Annotated in this window: 21 protein-coding genes; 7 read left to right on the top strand and 14 right to left on the bottom strand. The window is 61.4% G+C overall.

Going from position 1 to position 17,852, the window contains the following annotated elements; all coding sequences use genetic code 11:
- Window positions 1-25: 25 nt before the first annotated feature.
- The 5 genes from ACP15S_RS18420 to ccoG form a co-directional block, all read right to left on the bottom strand.
- A complete protein-coding gene (locus ACP15S_RS18420) occupies window positions 26-1,048 on the bottom strand; it encodes a hypothetical protein (protein WP_425041138.1) in 1,023 nt (340 codons plus the stop codon).
- 124 nt (window positions 1,049-1,172) lie between these two features.
- Window positions 1,173-1,331, bottom strand: coding sequence for a cbb3-type cytochrome oxidase assembly protein CcoS (gene ccoS / locus ACP15S_RS18425; RefSeq protein ID WP_425041139.1), 159 nt, complete (start codon window positions 1,329-1,331; stop codon window positions 1,173-1,175).
- Window positions 1,332-1,344: 13 nt separating this feature from the next.
- Window positions 1,345-3,528, bottom strand: a complete 2,184-nt coding sequence (locus ACP15S_RS18430) for a heavy metal translocating P-type ATPase (protein WP_425041140.1) — start codon at window positions 3,526-3,528, stop codon at window positions 1,345-1,347.
- A gap of 4 nt (window positions 3,529-3,532) precedes the next feature.
- On the bottom strand, window positions 3,533-3,994 hold the full coding sequence (locus ACP15S_RS18435) for a FixH family protein (RefSeq protein ID WP_425041141.1): 462 nt from the start codon (window positions 3,992-3,994) through the stop codon (window positions 3,533-3,535).
- On the bottom strand, window positions 3,991-5,424 hold the full coding sequence (gene ccoG / locus ACP15S_RS18440; protein ID WP_425041142.1) for a cytochrome c oxidase accessory protein CcoG: 1,434 nt from the start codon (window positions 5,422-5,424) through the stop codon (window positions 3,991-3,993). Before ccoG ends, ACP15S_RS18435 begins: the two co-directional genes overlap by 4 nt.
- A 162-nt stretch (window positions 5,425-5,586) precedes the next feature.
- Between ccoG and ACP15S_RS18445 the strand changes: the two genes are divergently transcribed.
- Complete coding sequence (locus tag ACP15S_RS18445) at window positions 5,587-6,540, top strand: hypothetical protein (RefSeq protein ID WP_425041143.1); 954 nt, start codon at window positions 5,587-5,589, stop codon at window positions 6,538-6,540.
- On the opposite strand, the gene ACP15S_RS18450 is transcribed toward ACP15S_RS18445, so the two are convergent.
- On the bottom strand, window positions 6,524-7,405 hold the full coding sequence (locus ACP15S_RS18450; RefSeq protein WP_425041144.1) for a LysR family transcriptional regulator: 882 nt from the start codon (window positions 7,403-7,405) through the stop codon (window positions 6,524-6,526). The two genes, ACP15S_RS18445 and ACP15S_RS18450, sit on opposite strands and share 17 nt — an antisense overlap.
- Window positions 7,406-7,503: 98 nt before the next feature.
- On the opposite strand from ACP15S_RS18450, the gene ACP15S_RS18455 reads away from it, so the two are divergent.
- The gene (locus tag ACP15S_RS18455) at window positions 7,504-7,659 is read left to right on the top strand and encodes a hypothetical protein (protein ID WP_425041145.1); all 156 of its coding nucleotides are present in this window, start codon (window positions 7,504-7,506) and stop codon (window positions 7,657-7,659) included.
- 241 nt (window positions 7,660-7,900) lie between these two features.
- On the opposite strand, the gene ccoP is transcribed toward ACP15S_RS18455, so the two are convergent.
- The 4 genes from ccoP to ccoN are packed head-to-tail and all read right to left on the bottom strand — an operon-like array spanning window position 7,901 to window position 11,348.
- Entirely contained in the window at window positions 7,901-8,797 is an 897-nt protein-coding gene (ccoP, locus tag ACP15S_RS18460; protein ID WP_425041146.1) for a cytochrome-c oxidase, cbb3-type subunit III, read from the bottom strand.
- Window positions 8,794-8,979 (bottom strand): cbb3-type cytochrome c oxidase subunit 3, encoded by a 186-nt coding sequence (locus ACP15S_RS18465; RefSeq protein WP_425041147.1) that lies wholly within the window; start codon window positions 8,977-8,979, stop codon window positions 8,794-8,796. The genes ccoP and ACP15S_RS18465 overlap by 4 nt, the downstream gene beginning before the upstream one ends.
- 12 nt (window positions 8,980-8,991) lie before the next feature.
- Entirely contained in the window at window positions 8,992-9,723 is a 732-nt protein-coding gene (gene ccoO, locus ACP15S_RS18470; protein ID WP_425041148.1) for a cytochrome-c oxidase, cbb3-type subunit II, read from the bottom strand.
- A gap of 14 nt (window positions 9,724-9,737) precedes the next feature.
- A complete protein-coding gene (gene ccoN, locus ACP15S_RS18475; RefSeq protein WP_425041149.1) occupies window positions 9,738-11,348 on the bottom strand; it encodes a cytochrome-c oxidase, cbb3-type subunit I in 1,611 nt (536 codons plus the stop codon).
- Window positions 11,349-11,547: 199 nt separating this feature from the next.
- Here ccoN and ACP15S_RS18480 point away from each other — a divergent pair, with 199 nt between their 5' ends.
- Window positions 11,548-12,390, top strand: a complete 843-nt coding sequence (locus ACP15S_RS18480) for a universal stress protein (RefSeq protein ID WP_425041150.1) — start codon at window positions 11,548-11,550, stop codon at window positions 12,388-12,390.
- Window positions 12,391-12,402: 12 nt separating this feature from the next.
- Here ACP15S_RS18480 and ACP15S_RS18485 read toward each other — a convergent pair whose 3' ends face one another.
- The gene (locus ACP15S_RS18485) at window positions 12,403-12,837 is read right to left on the bottom strand and encodes a DMT family transporter (protein WP_425041151.1); all 435 of its coding nucleotides are present in this window, start codon (window positions 12,835-12,837) and stop codon (window positions 12,403-12,405) included.
- A 124-nt stretch (window positions 12,838-12,961) separates the two neighbouring features.
- On the opposite strand from ACP15S_RS18485, the gene ACP15S_RS18490 reads away from it, so the two are divergent.
- Window positions 12,962-13,405, top strand: a complete 444-nt coding sequence (locus ACP15S_RS18490) for a c-type cytochrome (protein ID WP_425041152.1) — start codon at window positions 12,962-12,964, stop codon at window positions 13,403-13,405.
- Between the two features lie 114 nt (window positions 13,406-13,519).
- Complete coding sequence (gene ppk2 / locus ACP15S_RS18495) at window positions 13,520-14,449, top strand: polyphosphate kinase 2 (RefSeq protein ID WP_425041153.1); 930 nt, start codon at window positions 13,520-13,522, stop codon at window positions 14,447-14,449.
- Between the two features lie 402 nt (window positions 14,450-14,851).
- Here the strand turns inward: ppk2 and ACP15S_RS18500 are convergent, their stop codons facing one another.
- The 3 genes from ACP15S_RS18500 to ACP15S_RS18510 form a co-directional block, all read right to left on the bottom strand.
- Window positions 14,852-15,349, bottom strand: a complete 498-nt coding sequence (locus tag ACP15S_RS18500; protein ID WP_425041154.1) for a MarR family winged helix-turn-helix transcriptional regulator — start codon at window positions 15,347-15,349, stop codon at window positions 14,852-14,854.
- Between the two features lie 68 nt (window positions 15,350-15,417).
- Window positions 15,418-15,690 carry a succinate dehydrogenase assembly factor 2 gene (locus ACP15S_RS18505; RefSeq protein ID WP_425041155.1) on the bottom strand — a complete coding sequence of 91 codons (273 nt, stop codon included), beginning with the start codon at window positions 15,688-15,690 and terminating at the stop codon, window positions 15,418-15,420.
- Window positions 15,691-16,083, bottom strand: coding sequence for a helix-turn-helix domain-containing protein (locus tag ACP15S_RS18510; protein WP_425041156.1), 393 nt, complete (start codon window positions 16,081-16,083; stop codon window positions 15,691-15,693).
- Between the two features lie 121 nt (window positions 16,084-16,204).
- On the opposite strand from ACP15S_RS18510, the gene ACP15S_RS18515 reads away from it, so the two are divergent.
- Both ACP15S_RS18515 and ACP15S_RS18520 read left to right on the top strand, forming a co-directional pair.
- Window positions 16,205-17,407 (top strand): pyridoxal phosphate-dependent aminotransferase, encoded by a 1,203-nt coding sequence (locus ACP15S_RS18515; protein WP_425041157.1) that lies wholly within the window; start codon window positions 16,205-16,207, stop codon window positions 17,405-17,407.
- A gap of 12 nt (window positions 17,408-17,419) precedes the next feature.
- Window positions 17,420-17,827, top strand: coding sequence for a hypothetical protein (locus tag ACP15S_RS18520; RefSeq protein ID WP_425041158.1), 408 nt, complete (start codon window positions 17,420-17,422; stop codon window positions 17,825-17,827).
- Window positions 17,828-17,852: the final 25 nt, after the last annotated feature.

Below are 17,852 nucleotides of genomic sequence, written 5' to 3' on the forward strand. Positions count from 1 at the left end.
CCTCGCCCTTTGGGCGGGGCCTTTTTCATTCGCAGATCGCTTGCAGGCGCAACCAATCATTGTCGCGGAGCACTTCGGGAACGCTCTGGCCTGACAATTGATCCGCCTCGATGAGCGGCAGGACGCTCTCGCCCGTTACATCAAGCGCGAAGGCGTAGGGGCGCAAGTGCAGCTGAGCGCTTTGAAATCCGTCCACAAGAGATTGCGTGGGCAGGGGCATTTGCGGCGCGGTCATCACATGGGCGGCAAAGGCCTCCAGCGCGTCCTGCGGGACCTGACCTGTTGTCAGAAGGCGCGCGCTGGCCCAGAAGCCCGCGTGATCGAGCAGGCGGCCCAGCGGGTCAACGGCCCGCGCCCGCAAGTCCTCGGCAAGCGCGAAGCCAGCGGCGGCTTCGGGCTCGGGGCTCAATTCGATCAGGTCGCGGTTCAGAAGGATGAAGCCACCGGGCAGATGCGCCGCCCGTGCAGGCCCGCCGCGCAGCACAATGAGATCGCCCGCGCGGCTCTCGCCCAACACACGGCGCGCCAGCATGCGCAGCGCGGGCGCAGAGGCCCCGGCGCGGCAGGGTGGTCCCGAGAGTGTGGTGATCTCGTCCAGAAGCGCCAGCCCGATGGCATCTCGCTTCACTTCCGGTACGACGCGCAATGTATGATCGCGCAATGCGCCGGGCAGCCAGAAGAACGCCAGAGCGGCAGCCCCGCCAAGGATCGACGCGGAGAGCAACCAGCGCAACCGCCCTTGCCGTGGCCGTGCGCGCGAGATCGCGCGGCGCAGCTTTTCGATGGCGTCCACCATATCCTTGGCATCGGGGCCCAGTTCCAGAAGCTCGTCGGGATCGCCATCGGGATGATAGATCGCGGGCATATGGCCGGGGTTGAGCCGCTCGACAGCTGCGAGAGACCAATGGGTCAGCGCCTGATCGGACATGTCTTTGAGCATCAACGTGGCATCGCCAAGCGAGACCACGACCTCGCGCCGCTGCGCCTCTGCCGAGGCGCGCCAAAGGCCTGTGGCCTCCAACCGCTCATAATCCTTTAACGCTGTCATCTGCGCGTGTCGCCGGGCCTGCTCTGCCTCATTTGGCAAAACGTATCACGAGGCGGGGCGGGGGGTCCAGAACTCTGCCTGAAGGCGAGTGCGGGCTCTGCGCGTGATGGCTGGGTTGCGCGGCTCAAGGCTTGGGCTTGTCGTCCCAATCGTCCGTGAGGATGCGCTGCGCGTTGCCATCGGGGTCGTCATATTGCTTTGCGCGGACGGTAAAGACAAAAGCGGCCAGCCCCAGCAACCCCAGAAAAAGCGCAATCGGGATCAGATAGACAAGGACATTCATGCCAACCGTCTCCTCATTTCAACCGCAGCGCATTGAGCGATACGGTAATCGAAGACGACGACATGGCCAAGGCCGCAATCAGCGGCGAGCAGAGGCCGGCGATGGCCAAGGGGACGGCGAGAATGTTGTAGATTGTCGCGATGCGGAAATTCTCCCGGATGCGACGCGTGGCTTTGCGCGACGTCACCAGAGCGTCGGGCAGGGAGCCCATGTCTTGACCCAGCAGGACGATGTCGGAGGCGACGCGCGCCGCGTCCAGCGCGGAGGCCGGAGAGATTGAAACATCGGCGGCGGCAAGGGCGGCGGTATCGTTGAGGCCGTCTCCCACCATCAGCACATGCGCGCCCTCTTTGCGCAGCGCGTCAATCCGGGCGGCTTTGTCTTCGGGGCGCGCCTCGGCGATCCAATGGTCCACCCCCAGCCGCGCAGCCATGGCCTCAACCGGCGCCGTGGCGTCTCCGGACATCACGATCACGGTGTGACCAGCCGCTTTGAGATCGGCGACAGCCGTTTCAACGCCGGGCCTCAAAGCATCGAGAAATCCGAAGCGCACGGGCGCCTGGCCGGGCAGCGCCAGCCAGGCTGAGGTTTGCAGGCTCGTGCCGTCAGCGCCGACCCATTCGGCGCGGCCCAGTCGCACGCGCGCGCCATCCAGCTTGGCTTGCGTCCCAAATCCTGGCACTTCCGTGACCTCGGCCACATGTGCAGGGATCAGGCCGCGGGCCTCGCCTGCGCGCACAATGGCCTGGCTCAGCGGATGCGCCGAGGCATGGGCCAGCGCCATGGCTATGCGCAGCGTGTCATCATCAAAGCTCTCGGGATGGGCGAGCTGGGGCGTGCCTTCAGTCAGGGTGCCGGTTTTGTCGAAAACAACCGTGTCCACCTCTGCGAGACGCTCCAGCGCGGTCTCGTGTTTGATGAGAAGACCTTTCTTGAAAAGCCGGCCCGAGGCTGCGGTCGTCACGGCAGGGACCGCGAGACCAAGGGCGCAGGGACAGGTGATGATCAGAACAGCCGCCGCGATATTGAGAGCGATGCGCAGATCTCCGGCGTAGAGATACCAGCCCACGAAGGCCAGGGCAGACAGGATGTGCACGCCCGGCGCGTAGAGTTTCGCGGCTTTGTCGGCCAGCGAGGTGTAGCGCGAGCGGCCCGATTCCGCGATGGCCACCAGATCGGCCAGACGGTGCAGCGAGCTATCCTGCCCAACGGCTTCGGCGCGCAGGGTGAGCGGGCCTGTCAGGTTCACTTCGCCTGCCGAGACGGCCATGCCGGGGGCGGCATAGACGGGCAGCGTCTCACCTGTGAGCATGGAGCGATCCAGCTCGGAAGTTCCTTCCGTGATCGTGCCGTCGACGGGTGCGCGGGCACCGGGGCGCAGCAAGACCAGATCGCCAACCACGACCTCTGCCAGAGGCACAACCTCTTCGATCCCGTTGCGCAGAACAACCGCACGCGGGACTTCGAGGGCGGCCAGCTCTTCAGCGGCGGAGCGCGCAATGGCGCGGGTCCGGTGATCAAGATAGCGTCCTGCGAGCAGGAACATCGTCAGCGTAACGGCTGCGTCGAAATAGGCGTGATGGCCTGACAGCATCGTTTCCCAAAGCGACGTCCCCAGCGCCAGCGCAATGGCCAGCGAAATGGGCACATCCATATTGAGCCGCCCCGCGCTCAAGGCAGACCAGGCATTGACGAAGAATGGCTTGCCCGCAAAGCCAATGGCAGGGAAGGCGATGGCGGCGGAAATCCAGTGGAACATGTCGCGCGTGGCGCCTTCTGCGCCGGACCAAACGGCCACGGAGAGCAACATGATGTTCATCGAGGCAAAGAAGGCCACCGCCAGCCGCATCAACAGATCGCGGCCTGCGCGGTCCGTCTCGGTTGCGCGGATCTGGGCGGGATCGAGTTCGTGGGCCTCAAAACCGGCGCGCTCCAAGACGTCGATCAGGTCCTCTGCCGTGACGCCCTCAGCCTCGACGGCCACGCGCTTGAGCGTGAGGTTGACCCGTGCGCTCTCGACGTCCGGTACATCGCCCAGAACACGCTCGACTTGTGCAATACAGGCCGCACAATGGATCGTGGGCAGCGACAGCATCAGCCGTGTCTCTTCCAGCGGCGCCACGGTGATCTGTTCAGCCGGGGCCGCCAGGCAGCCCGGACAGGCCGCGGCAGAAGGCGGGCGGAGCGTCGCGGTCACGTCACTAGCCTTTTACAAAGAGCTCAATGCGCTGCTCGAAAGGCGTGCCATCGGCGGCATAGGCGCGCATGCGCAGGTTCCAATAGCCGGGCGCAAGCTTGGCGGGCGCTTCATAGCGATGGCCATTGAACGTGAAGATCGGTGATTGATCATCTTTCACATGGGTGGCCCGGCCCAGCGTCGCGTAGAGGCGATTAACCTCAACAGGCGCGCCGCGCGCGTCCTTGATCTCAAGGCTCACGCCACCGTTCATCGTTTGGGCATAGACATTCCAGCCAAGCGCTTCCTGCTGTTCGCGGCGCGCGTCAAAGGTTTGCGAGGCCACATAGGAATTCTTGACTTCGATGCCCGGGAAGGTCGAGACCGCTGAATAGGCAAGCATCAGGTTCACGGTGATGATGGTGCCGAAGAAGGCGCCGAAGATGGCCGCGACGTGCCAGCCGGTCAGTGTGCGTGGTTCGTTCATTGTCCTCTCCCGAAAAAGACTGTGTCGTTATGGGCGCGTTCCCCGTTCGAAATGTCTTCGATCCAGAACCGGAACTCGCTGCGTTCATCCTGCGCGGGCGCTGAGCCGCCGGGCGCAATCACGTAGACGCGCTGCAAAATCTGATCATTCGCGGGCACATCGACGCTGTCGTAGACCGTGCCCTCCAGATCGACGCGCAGCGCGCCATCGCCTTTGACCGAAATGCGGAAGGGCCGGTCATCGCCATGTTTGTTGCGCAGGCGAATGTCATAGGTGTTGCGGATGGAGCCATCCGAGAGTGTCACGAATTGCGGATTGCGCACAGGGCTGACCGTCAGCTCGATTTCCGGACGGATAAAGAGCGCGAAAAGCAAGGCCACGCCCACAAAGGCCCAAAGCCCGGTGTAGAGCAGGGTGCGCGGGCGCAGCACGTGTTTCCACGCAGCGCGCGGCGGCTTGCCCGCGCGCTCCGCCGGCTCATCGGACAGTGCCAGATAGTCGATCAAACCGCGCGGCTTGCCGATCTTGGCCATGATGTCATCGCAGGCGTCGATGCAGAGCGCGCAGGTGATGCACTCCATCTGCTGGCCATCGCGGATGTCGATCCCCACGGGGCAGACGTTCACGCAGGCCATGCAATCGATGCAATCGCCCTGCGGCTCACCGGCCTTGACCGCGTCGGAATGCTTGCGCGGCTCGCCCCGCCACTCGCGATAGCCCACGGTGAGCGAATCCTCATCCAGCATCGCGGCCTGAATGCGCGGCCAGGGGCAGGCGTAGATACAGATCTGCTCGCGCGCAAAACCGCCAAAGAAGAAGGTTGTTGCCGTCAGAATGCCAACGGTGGTGTAGGCGATGGGATGGGCCTGAAGCGTGAAGAAATCCCGGATCAGCGTCGGAGCGTCGGCGAAATAGATGATCCAAGCCCCGCCTGTGGCGAAGGCAATAATGAACCAGATCGTCCACTTGGTCAGCCGCAGGCGCAGTTTGCGCAGGTCCATCTTCTTTTGGCGATGCAGGCGCAGGCGCGCATTGCGGTCGCCCTCGATCCAGCGCTCCACCGCGATGAAGAGGTCTGTCCAGACCGTCTGCGGACAGGCGTAGCCGCACCAGACCCGGCCCGCGGCCGAGGTGAACAGAAACAGACCCAAGCCCGCCATGATCAAGAGACCGGCCACGAAATAAAACTCATGCGGCCAGATCTCGATCCAGAAGAAGTAAAAGCGGCGGTTGGCCATATCGATCAAGACAGCCTGATCGGGCAGGGCGGGCCCCCGGTCCCAGCGGATGAAGGGCACGAGATAGTAAATCCCCAGCGTGACGATCATGATGACCCACTTGAGATTGCGGAACTTGCCGGAAACGCGTTTGGGGAAGACCGGCTCGCGCGCGGCGTAAAGGGAGGTGTTTTCGCTGTCTTGATGGCTCACGGGCGGGACCGACTCATTGGCTAAAGAGGTTTTTCTGACGCCTGTTTTCCCCTGTGCGCCCCTGCCGCACCTTGATGCATGTCAAATTCTGCATCTCGGATGTTGGTTTTTTGTGATCAGGCGTCTCTTGCCAGCCGGAAGCGTCGTGGTATCTTTTTGCCCATGATGAAAAAAACCCGGTTTCCCGCCCGCCTTTTGTCCTGTCTGTCTGCGTTCTGTATGGCCACGACGGCTGTCGCCTGTGAGCTGCCCGCGTTTGAGCGTGTGGGAGGTCCGGTCTTCCGTGATCAGATTCCGTCGGAGAATTATCAAGCGGCGGCGGATGCCCATATCTTTGCGCGTCCGGGCGGCGGCTATGCGATGATCTACAGCGGTGATGACAGCGGCCATTCCTCGATCAAGATGGCGGTCAGCGATGATCGGGTAAACTGGCGGCCTGCGGGCACCATGGTGGGGCCCTCGGCGGGTCACCGTGCGCCCATCGAGAAGGAAACCTCATTTTATTTCCGCACAGCCTCGGGTGAGCATCAGATCTATTTCATCGGCTATGCTGATGGAAACACGTATGAATCCGAGATCTATATGGCGACATCCGGTAGCTACAACGGGCCTTACACCGTGCGGCCCGAGCCCATCGTGCGCCTAGGTCGGATGGACGGCAAACCGGTCAAGGTGATCACCTCGCCCTCGATTGTGGAGCACAATGGCGTTTTGCACATGGCGTTTCTGGGCTGGAACGGGTTCCATAATGTCTCGGCGGTCTGGACCTTCGGGACGACCTCGCCAGACAATGGGCGCAGCTGGGAAAACCTGCGCGAAGTGAATGTGCCGATTGGCATGGAGGGACAGATCACGCGCACGCCGCAGGGCCAGTATGTGGCCGTGGCCACCCGCGAGCATCGCGGCAAGGAGGCGATTTTTGCAGGCTGTGCCAACCACCCCTTTGGCCCCTACCAGACCCTGCGCCAACCGATCCTCGCGCAGGCAGGCCCGCCCCATGAGACCGATGAGATCATTGCGCCGCAGCTCTTTTACCCGCCTGGCGCCTCACGGCCCGAGCTTTTCTATACTGGTGCGCAATATGACACCGGCTGGTGGATCATGAAGGCGCGTTGACCTGACGGCGCAGCCAGACCGCAAAGAGTTTCGCAGACGGACGCAGCACACCCGGACGGGTGAGCAGATGATAGCCGTTGTCGGGGTTTTCCTCTGACAGGATTTTCAGCCGCCCCGCCGCCACATCGTCCTGCACCCAGACCGCCGCCGTTACGGCGATGCCTTGCCCCGCGCGCGCGGCCTCCAGCATCAGATTGCCGGGCAGGGCCATCATGCCCGCCGTGCGGGTCTCGGTTATGCCATTGCGCTCCAGCCATTGCGTGGCCTCATTGGTGCCGAGCTCTTGCAGCCAAGGAAATTCCTGCAGATCTGCCGGGCAGGCCACGGGTTTGTCTCCGATCAGGCTGGGTGCTGCGATCAATGCCATGGACGTTCGAATGAGCTGCGTGCTCTCCAGGCCCGGCCAGGTGCCTTTGCCATACCGGATGGCCATGTCGATCCCGCCGGGGCTGGGGTCGCAGCAGGCGGGGTTGGGGTCGATGACCAGATCAATCTCGGGGTGGCGCGCGCGAAAGTCGGCCAGACGGGGCATGAGCCAGTTGGCCGCAAAGGAGGGCGTGGTTGTAATATGCAGCGGGCGGGCCTCTTCGGTGCCGGTGAGCTCGGTGACGCGGCGCGCCATCATCTCGAACCCGCGCCGGAGCGCTTCTGACAGATGCGCGCCTTCCGCCGTCAGGGTGGCTTGCCGCGCCGTGCGATCCAGCAATTGCAGCCCCAGATGCTCTTCGAGATTGCGGATTTGCTGACTGATGGCGGCATGGCTGACATTGAGCGCGAGGCCTGCGGCCTGCACGGAACCCGTATCCGCATAGCTTGCGAAGGCGCGCAGAGCGGCAAGGGGAGGCAGGGCGTTCCAATCCATCATGTAACCTCAACTTACATTAAAGCATCTTTCCTGAGTCGTAATATTTGCAGGAAACCTCCATGTTTCAAGCATCAAACACGATCAAGTGGAGAAGAAACATGTTGGGAATATTTGCAGATGTATTCAAGCGCGCCACCCATCAGGATGCGCGTTTTCAAGACACACCCGGCGATTGGCGCCCGCCCACCTATTGGCAGCGCAACCCCGGCCAGAGCCATCTGGGCCCTTATGAAAAGGCGCACAGAGATGATTGATCCGATTGTGTATTGGCCGCAATACGTGGCCTCGCCGGTGTCCTTCCCCGCGCCACGGAGTAACCGCAAACCGGTGCGCCGCCGCTAGGCCCGCCGAAAAAGCATTATCAAAGCAAGAAAAAACCGGCCCTCGCGAGGGCCGGCTCTATATGTGGCATCAGGTGCCCAGGAAACGCGCGAACATTTAGGCGCCTGATGCCGTCCTCGCGCAGGATTTAGCCCGTCTTGCGCAAGGAATGGGTCACTCGCTGGCCTCGCCGCCGCCAAGCCCGTGGATATACGTGGCGACAGCGCGCAGCTCTGCTTCGCTAAGCCGCTCGTTCCACGCGGGCATCACGCCGAACCGTGAGTAGGTGACAGTCTCGGTCAGCGTCTCGGCATCGCCGCCATAGAGCCAGATGGCATCTGTCAGGTTCGGCGCGCCCTGGAAGCGGTCGCCTTTCCCGTCATCGCCATGACATGCGGCACAATTGTCGAGATAGACTTCCTCACCGGCTCCCACGAGCCCCGCATCACTGGGCGTTTGCCCGGAGATGTTTTGCACGTAGGCCACCACGGATGTGATCTCTTCGGCTTCGAGGATGTCCCCGAAGGCAGGCATTTCGGAGTAGCGCGCATCGTCGCTGTCCTCATTGCGGATCCCGTGGGTGATGGTCTCGTGGATGGCTTCGATGTCGCCGCCCCAGAGCCAGTCATCATCCAGAAGGTTCGGATAGCCCGAGGCCTGAACACCCGCGGCACCGGCCCCGTGACATTGCGAACACCAGGAGCGATAGACCGCCGCACCAGCCTGGCGCGAATAGGTCAGAAGTTCCTGATCATCGGCAATCTCGGTCAGAGCCACCTCGGTCAGACGTGCGTTGATCGGGCCATTGGCCTCTTCAACGGCCGCAATATCTGCGGCAACTTCAGCCCGGGTCGAAAACCCGAGGATGCCGGGCGTGGCGGCGTTGATCCCCGGCCAGGCCGGATAGAGGATCACATAGCCCACACCCCAGATGATGCAGAGATAGAAGCACCACAGCCACCAGCGCGGCATGGGATTGTTGAATTCTTCAATCCCGTCCCAGCTGTGACCGGTGGTGTCGATATCACCGGTCTGATGCTCAGGGACCTTGTCTTCATTGATTTTGGTCATGACCGTGCCTCCTTCGCGGCTGCGGGTCGATCCTCATTGCGGAGAATGACGGTTTTGGCCTGCGCATGGGCGGAATTCGAGCCGGGCCGGATGACCCAGACGAAGACCCCTACGAAGAAGGTGAAGAGCACCAGTAGCATCCAGCTGTCGGCGAATTCACGCAGGAGAGAATAGGTTTCCATACTCCCGCCCTCCTATCGGTTTGCTTCGGCGGTGAAGGTCGAGAAATCGACCAGCGTGCCGAGCATTTGCATGTAGGCGATGAGCGCATCGGCTTCCGAGACGCCCGGTTGGCCGTCAAAGTTGCGCACGTTCACGGTCTCTTCGCCATACCGCTCCAAAAGGCCGTCATAGTCACTGTCGGGATCGGCTTGCGCCAGGAAGTCCGACTGTGCTGCTTCGAGCATCTCGGGTGTGTAGGGCGTACCGACCCAGGAATGCACCCGCATCAGATCACCGATATATTCCCCGTCCACGAGCGTACGCTCGAGCTGGTCATATTTCGGCATCACCGATTCCGGCACAACCGATTGCGGATCGCGCAGGTGGTCCACATGCCAGCCGTCAGAGTAGCGGCCGCCGACGCGGGCAAGATCTGGCCCTGTCCGCTTGGAGCCCCACTGGAACGGGTGGTCATACATGGATTCTGCTGCGAGCGAATAATGCCCGTAGCGTTCCACCTCATCGCGCATCGGCCGGATCATCTGGCTGTGGCAGACGTAGCAGCCCTCGCGCAGATAAACCTCACGTCCCGCCAATTCGAGCGGTGTGTAGGGTCGCATCCCTTCCACTTCCTCGATGGTGTTGTCGAGGTAGAAGAGCGGCACGATTTGCACCAATCCACCTATTGTCACCACAAGGAAGGAGAAGATCAGAAGAAGCGATGCATTCTTCTCGAGGATTTTATGCTTCTCAAGGATAGCCATGTTCGAAGCCCTCCTTATTCTGCTGCGACGACGTTGTCGGAGGCTGCCTCTTTGGCAGGGCTACGACGAACAGTCATCCAGAGGTTGTAGCACATGATGAGCGCACCAGCGAGGAACAGGACCCCACCGAGAGCGCGGACCACGTACATCGGGAATTTGGCACCGACGGTGTCAGCAAAGCTGTTCACCAGGAAGCCGTTTGCATCCACTTCACGCCACATCAGGCCTTCCATGATCCCCGTGACCCACATCGAGGCCGCGTAGAGAATGATGCCGATGGTGGCGAGCCAGAAGTGCCAGCTGACAAGCGTGAGCGAGTAGAGCCGCTCGCGATCCCAGAGCTTGGGCACAAGGTAGTAGAGCGCGCCAAAGGTGATCATGCCGTTCCAGCCAAGCGCGCCGGAATGCACGTGACCGATGGTCCAGTCCGTGTAATGCGACAACGAGTTGACCGCACGGATCGACATCATCGGGCCCTCAAATGTGCTCATGCCGTAGAAGCCAAGCGAGATCACCATCATCCGGATGACCGGATCGGTGCGCAGCTTGTCCCAGGCGCCAGAGAGCGTCATCAGACCGTTGATCATGCCACCCCAGGAGGGCATCCACAGGATCACCGAGAAGACCATGCCCAGCGTCGAGGCCCAGTCAGGCAGCGCTGTATAGTGCAGGTGGTGGGGGCCGGCCCAGATATAGAGGAAGATCAGCGCCCAGAAGTGGATGATCGACAGCTTGTAGCTGAAGACCGGGCGTTCGGCCTGCTTGGGCACGAAGTAGTACATCATGCCCAGGAAGCCCGCCGTGAGGAAGAAGCCCACCGCGTTGTGGCCATACCACCATTGCACCATCGCATCCTGCACGCCCGAGAAGACCTGCACGGATTTGGACCCGAAGATCGAGACCGGGATGGAGAGGTTGTTGAACACATGCAGCATCGCCACCGTCACGATGAACGACAGCAGGAACCAGTTGGCCACGTAGATGTGGGGCTCCTTGCGCTTGATGATCGTGCCGAGGAACGAGGCCAGGAAACCCAGCCAGACGATTGTCAGCCAGATGTCGATATACCATTCCGGTTCGGCATATTCCTTACCCTGCGTCTGGCCGAGCAGATAGCCCGTCGCCGCGAGGACAATGAAGAAGTTGTAGCCCCAGAAGACAAACCAGCCCAGATTGCCGCCCCAGAGCCGCGCAGCGGAGGTCCGCTGGACGATGTAGAAAGAGGAGGCGATCAACGCGTTGCCACCAAAGGCAAAAATCACGGCTGACGTATGCAGGGGGCGCAGGCGCCCGAAGTTGGCATAGCCCTCGGCCCAATCGAAATTGAGCGCCGGGAAGGCCAGCTGAAACGCGATAAAGGTTCCCGCGAGGAACCCGACAACGCCCCAGAAGGCCGTCGCAATCACGCCGGCGCGCACAACGCCGTCGAAATATTCATCCTGAGGATGGGGATTGGCATATGCCGGCTCATCCGTGCGGCGCAATGTCCACACAAAGAGACCAGCCGAGACCAGCATGATGAGAATCATGTGGACCTGATATGCCAAGTCACGTGCAAAATTGGCTGCAATGGCGGCAAAGAGCGCCACGATGCCAAGCACGATAAGCTTGATATAGTTGGTCATTTTCGTTCCCTTCGTCTGTCCCCTGACAAAGGCATTCATGTTCGCGCAGGGGGGTAGTGACAGGGCGTTTTTGCCAAGCACACCCAAAAGATGCATTGATCCAAGTCAATATTTGCGACCGCAGCATTTGAGCCGTATCAAGGCGCTGCATCGCGGCATGGTGTTAGAATCCCTACGAAACGAGCGAAGGGATATCATCATGACACCCAAAACAGTCTTCACCGCGCTGACCGAAGCCGAACAGGCCAAGGAGCATCTGATTGCGGCGGCGACCCTGGCGGGGCAATACGGCGCGCATCTTGATGTGCTCGCACTTGGCGTCGACCGGACGCAGGTTGGATATTACTACGCTGGCGCAACCGCGCTTGTGGTTCAGGAAGCGCTGACACGCGCGCAAACCGGCTCGAAATCCGCAGGTGAGGCCGTGCGTGCAGAGCTCACGGGCCAACCCGCGCTGCGCTGGTCGGTGGACAATGCCGCGTGCCAATTGGCGGATGTGGGCCGTATCATCGCGCGCAATGCGCTCTTTTCCGATCTGGTCGTTTTGCCGCAGCCCTACGGGCCGGAAAAGGGCGAGGAGCTGGAAAACGTGCTCGAAGGCGCGCTCTTTGGCGGCATGGGGCGTGTGCTGGTTCTGCCGGACGGGGCCGCTGCGCCCAAGCTCTCGCGCATTACGCTTGCGTGGAACAACAGCCCCGAAGCCTTTGCCGCGGCGCGCGCCGCGCTGCCCTATCTGGTGCAGGCGGATCTCGTCAAAGTCCTGATCGTGGACCCGCCGACCCATGGCCGCGATCGCTCTGATCCCGGCGGGGCGCTGTCGGAATTCCTGGCGCGCCACAAGGTCAAGGTGGAGATCGATGTGCAGGCAAAATCCTTGCCGCGCGTCTCGGACATGATCTTGCGCCACGCGAGCGACAGTAACGCGGACATGATCGTCATGGGGGCCTACGGCCATTCGCGCTTCCGCGAAGCCATTATCGGCGGCGCCACGCGGCACATGCTGGAGCTCGCCGACCGGCCGCTCTTCATGGCCCATGCCTAAGCTTGCAGAAGGTCAAGCCATCTGCGTGAGCCAAACACCAAAGGCCATGACCGCAATGCCACCGGCCCGCATCGCACCCAGCGGTGTGGGCACGGCGCCGAAAAGGCCGAAGTGATCAATCGCTGCCGCTGAGATCAGCTGGCCCAACAGCACGAAAAAGACAGCATTGCCCACGCCGATCTTGGGCGCGATGAAGGTGATCGAGAGCACGTAAAACGCAATCAGAACGCCCGCCAGAAACAGATGCTTGGGCGCCTCGGCGACTTTGCTGAGCCCGGTGGGCCCCATAAGGATCAAAACGACCAGACTGCTGAGAAACGCCACGGCGAACAAAACGCTGGCCGCCGCCACGGGCGCGCCCAGCCGAACCCCAAGCGCGGCATTCAAGGCCGCGAGGATGGGAATGCCGATCCCGGCGATGAGCATGGTTAACGCAAGTGCTGGCATGGGTCTCTCCTCAAGCTTGCCCCACTCTACGACGCGCGCAATCGCGCGCAAGCACATGGGAGTTGCTTGGCAAGCCCGAGTGAGTGCGCCATGGTTGTGCCATCTACCGATGAAGGGTCATGTCATGCGCAGAATTGTCCTCTCCCTGGCGGCTGTCATTGCCGCAACTGGCTGTACGCCTGACGGCGGGCCCTTTCTGAGCCAGCCAGCGGATACGATGACGGCGATGCCGGACGCGACGGAAGGGCAGGCGCTCTATCGGGAGTATTGCGCAGCGTGCCACGGCGAGACGGGGGCGGGAGATGGCCCGCTGGCGCGCGGGCTGAACCCGGCGCCGCGCAATCTGACCCTGATCTCGGTGCGCCACGACAATAGCTTCCCGCGCGCCAAGGTTCTCTCGACGCTGGATGGCTATACCCGCGTGCAATCGGAGAATACGGCCATGCCGGAATTCGGGGATCTGTTGGGCGGTGAGAGCGTGCCGGTTGATGTGGGGTCTGATCAACCAAGCCCCGTGCCGCGCAGGCTGGCCGCGCTCATGTTCTATCTCGAGACGCTCCAGCAGTAGAGCGCGGGCCAGGCGACCGAAAAGATGCAGGCGGTACGCGGGTTTTTGACGCGTGTCAAAGCGGGCTGTGTTGGTCTGTGCGACCATGGGGCAACGCCAATCTTGGAGGACCCCATGACAACCGCAACTGTAGCCAAAGCCAGCCCCGTCCCGAAAGCCCCTCAAAAAACTTCTGCGAAACCGGCCAAACCGGCCAAGGTCAGCCCGTTGCAAGAGGCGTTTGACGCGGGCGAATACCCCTATGCGCAGAAAATGGGCACGTCTGAATATGAAACAACCAAGGCGCAACTTCAGGCGGAATTGCTGAAGGTGCAACTTTGGGCGCAGGAAACGGGCCAGAAGTTTGTCCTGCTGTTTGAAGGACGCGATGCGGCGGGCAAAGGGGGGACGATCAAGCGCTTTACCGAACATCTCAACCCGCGCGCGGCGCGGGTCGTGGCGCTCAACAAGCCCACCGATGAGGAGCGCGGGCAGTGGTACTTCCAACGCTATGTGACGCATTTGCCCACGGCTGGCGAAATGGTTCTCTATGATCGCAGCTGGTACAATCGCGCAGGCGTTGAGCGGGTGATGGGCTTTTGTGAGCCGACGGAATATCTCGAATTCATGCGTCAGACGCCTGATTTTGAACGTATGCTGACGCGCTCGGGCATCCGGCTCTACAAGTATTGGTTCTCGGTCACGCAATCGGAGCAAGCGCGGCGCTTCAAGTCCCGCGAGACGGATCCGCTGAAGCGTTGGAAGCTTTCGCCCATCGACAAGGCGTCACTGTCAAAGTGGGATGATTATACCGAGGCCAAGGAAGCGATGTTCTTCTACACGGATACCGCCGATGCGCCTTGGACGGTCGTGAAGTCAGATGACAAGAAGCGGGCCCGGATCAATTGCATGCGGCACTTCCTGTCGTCGCTGGATTATCCGGACAAGGATTTCGAGATTGCCGGTCCCCATGATCCGCTGATCGTGACAGGCGCCAGCCATGTGCTGCACCAGTCCGATCATATTTTGGGCAAGTCCCTGCATCCGGATCAACGCAAGAACTGACCAAACGCCCGGGGTTGCTTGAACCCCATGCAGCAGAAACGGTCGCACGAGCGTCTGGTGTGTTGCGGCAGGGCTCCTTGTCCGGGCGCATTCAGACGGTGCGTCCGGGCCATGCTCAGATCGGTCGCTTTGCGCCCGGGTCGGATGCGATGACGACGGAATGACACAGCAAAAAGGTGCCAACAGCCCCCGCGTTGGCACCTTTCTGTCACGGCCGGGCCGTGAGTAATCCCTGCGCATCTCGCGAAGGCGGGGAGGATATCTTGTGTCGATGATCTGTTCCGGAAAGAGGGTCCGGGTTCAGATGCTGCGACGCGAGGGGAGGTGGCACGGATCCTTTAGGGTTTTCTGAGCATTTGCGTTGCGCCCCGAGGCGCAACACAGGGCGTATGTGCGCGCGGGTCAGTAGATGTAGCGGATTTGATCTGCCCAATAGCGTTCGACCCGGCGCAGCATATGGGTGATCTCATTGATCCCGTCGGGACCCATCACGCCTTTTTCCTGCAAACCTTCCGCATGCCGGGAAAACAGATCGCGAACGACATCGCGGATCTCGCGGCCCTGCTCGGTCAGCCGGACGCGGACGGAGCGGCGGTCAATCTCGCAGCGCTGGTGGTGCATATAGCCCATCTCGACCAGCTTCTTGAGATTGTAGCTCACATTCGACCCCTGGTAATACCCGCGGGTTTTGAGCTCGCCTGCCGTGACCTCATTGTCGCCGATGTTGAAAAGAAGAAGTGCCTGCACTGCATTGATTTCGAGCACACCCACACGCTCGAATTCATCCTTGATCACGTCGAGCAGCAACCGATGCAACCGCTCAACCAGTGCCAGTGCTTCCAGATAGCTGCCCATGAAAGCGTCCTGTGACGCACCGGGCAAAGGGGTGTGCATTGACATGTTTGGCTCCGCCTGTTTGTTCGAGAGCCTTTGTGACGTATAAAAATGAATAGTTCGCTAAATGCAGATCACTTTATGGGGCCGGCCAACGCCACGGCGCGGATGTCTGCGATGAGGGCCTCAAGCGGCGCGGGCGGTGTCGCTTGCGCAGAGACCCATTGGTACAGATCCTGATCATTTTCCGACAAAAGCGCCTCATAGATATCAAGCTCTGCCTCCGACAGATCATCCAGGCGCGCGTCGGCATATCGCATCAGGATCAGATCCATTTCCTTGATGCCGCGCCGCATGGAGCGCATCTTGATGCGTCTGAGGCGGGTCTGTCGGGGTTCGTCGCTCATTCAGGCTTGCTCCTTCAAGGCCAGACGGAGGCGTTTTTCGAGGCGGCCCAACCTGTCGGCTCCGGCGCGCATTTCCGTGCGCATATCGCGAATTTCCAACAGCAGCGATGCGACATCGGGCGACATCTCGGGCTCTTCGTCATGGGGCGCGTCCAATCCGTCGCCTTCGCCATTGATCAGCCACATCAGCGAGACATTCAAAATCCCGGCCATCATCGACAGATGATTGGCGCGAGGCTCAGATCTGTCTTCTTCCCAGCCGCGCAAGGTGGTGACGCGGATCCCGAGCCGCTTGGCCAGATCGCCCTGGCTCATGCGCGCAGCATCGCGCGCAGCGGCGAGCCGGTCGCCAAATGTTGCAGTGTCGGGGCCGTACCAGTCCTGGGCTTGCATGAACATGCTCCTTTCGCAGTCGCACAGTTGCACAGTCGCGTTGTGCGGCGCCTGCATTGATTGATCCTTTCGTGCATCTTAAAGGAGATAACAGACGCAACAAACCCACAGGCCCGACGCCATGCCCTTTCTTTCCGACGCTCTTGCCCGCGTGCAACCCTCGCTGACCATTGCCGTGACGACGAAAGCGGCGGAGCTGAAGGCACAGGGCCGTGACATCATTTCGCTCGGCGCAGGCGAGCCGGATTTCAATACGCCCGAACATATCCGGGCCGAAGGGCGCGCCGCAATAGAAGATGGGCGCGTGAAATACACCGCACCTGACGGGATCCCGGAACTCAAGGACGCCATCGTGCGCAAGTTCGCCCGCGACAACGGGCTCACCTACGCGCGCGCGCAAATCACGGTGGGCTCCGGCGGCAAGCAGGTGCTCTTCAATGCCTTCAAGGCTACGCTCAATCCCGGCGATGAAGTGATCATTCCGGCCCCTTACTGGACCTCCTATCCCGATATGGTGGCGCTGTGTGGCGGCACGCCTGTGGTCGTGGAGGCCGGGATCGAGACCGCGTTCAAACTGACGCCAGAGGCGCTGGAGGCGGCGATTACACCGCGCACGAAGTGGATGCTTTTCAACTCTCCGTCCAACCCCACCGGTGCCGGATACAGCTGGGATGAGCTGAAAGCGCTCACCGATGTGCTCTTGCGTCACCCCCATGTCTGGGTGCTGACCGATGATATGTATGAGCACCTTGTCTATGACGATTTTACCTTCTGCACGCCCGCAGAGGTCGAGCCGCAGCTCTATGAGCGCACGCTGACCGTCAATGGCGTCTCAAAGGCCTATGCCATGACCGGCTGGCGGATCGGCTATGCCGGCGGGCCAAAAATGCTGATTGATGCGATGCGCAAGGTGCAGAGCCAATCCACCTCCAACCCCTGCGCCATCTCGCAATATGCAGCTGTCGAGGCGCTGGATGGGCCGCAGGATTTTCTCAAGACCAACGCCGCCCTCTTTGAAGCGCGGCGCGATCTTGTCGTTTCCATGCTCAACCAGATCAACGGGGTCAGCTGTCCGGTGCCGGAAGGGGCGTTTTACGTCTACCCCTCGATCAAGGAGTTGATGGGCAAGACCTCACCGGGCGGAACGCAGATCGAAACAGACGAGGATTTTGCAGCGGCGCTTCTGGAGGAAGAAGGCGTTGCGGTGGTCTTCGGGGCGGCCTTCGGGCTTTCGCCAGCCTTTCGCATCAGCTACGCTACCTCGGAAGAGGCCCTGACGGAGGCCTGCACCCGCATCCAGAGGTTCTGTGCGGGCTTGAAATAACCGGGTGAGGGCATGGCGAGCGAACTGCCGAAATACTACTTTCGCATCCGCGAGAATGGGGCGCTCTGCTTTCGCGTCGATACCGAAAATCGCCAGCGCCGGATCGAGATGGACCCCATTGCGCATATCAATATGCGCAATGGCGAGGTCAAACCGCAGGGCGACCGGGTGCTGTCAGAGGAGGATCTGGCCGAAATCAGCGCCTGGATGCGCGAGCGCAGCGAATTGCTTGCCTGGCGCGATATCGACGATATCCACCGCGCCGTGGATTATCTGAATATCACGACACAATGGGCGCAATCCAAGGCCTCGCCCGAACAGCTCGAAGAGGTCACGGACGCGCTGCTTCTGGCGATGCATGATCTGCGCTCGGTGCTGGTGCGCAAGAAGGCGGATCGCCTCCTCGACGACAAGAGCTGATCCCACGCGAGACTTGATCCCAAGC

Origin of the sequence: Primorskyibacter sp. S187A (assembly GCF_049800955.1) — a bacterium.
GTDB lineage: Bacteria > Pseudomonadota > Alphaproteobacteria > Rhodobacterales > Rhodobacteraceae > JAKVBH01.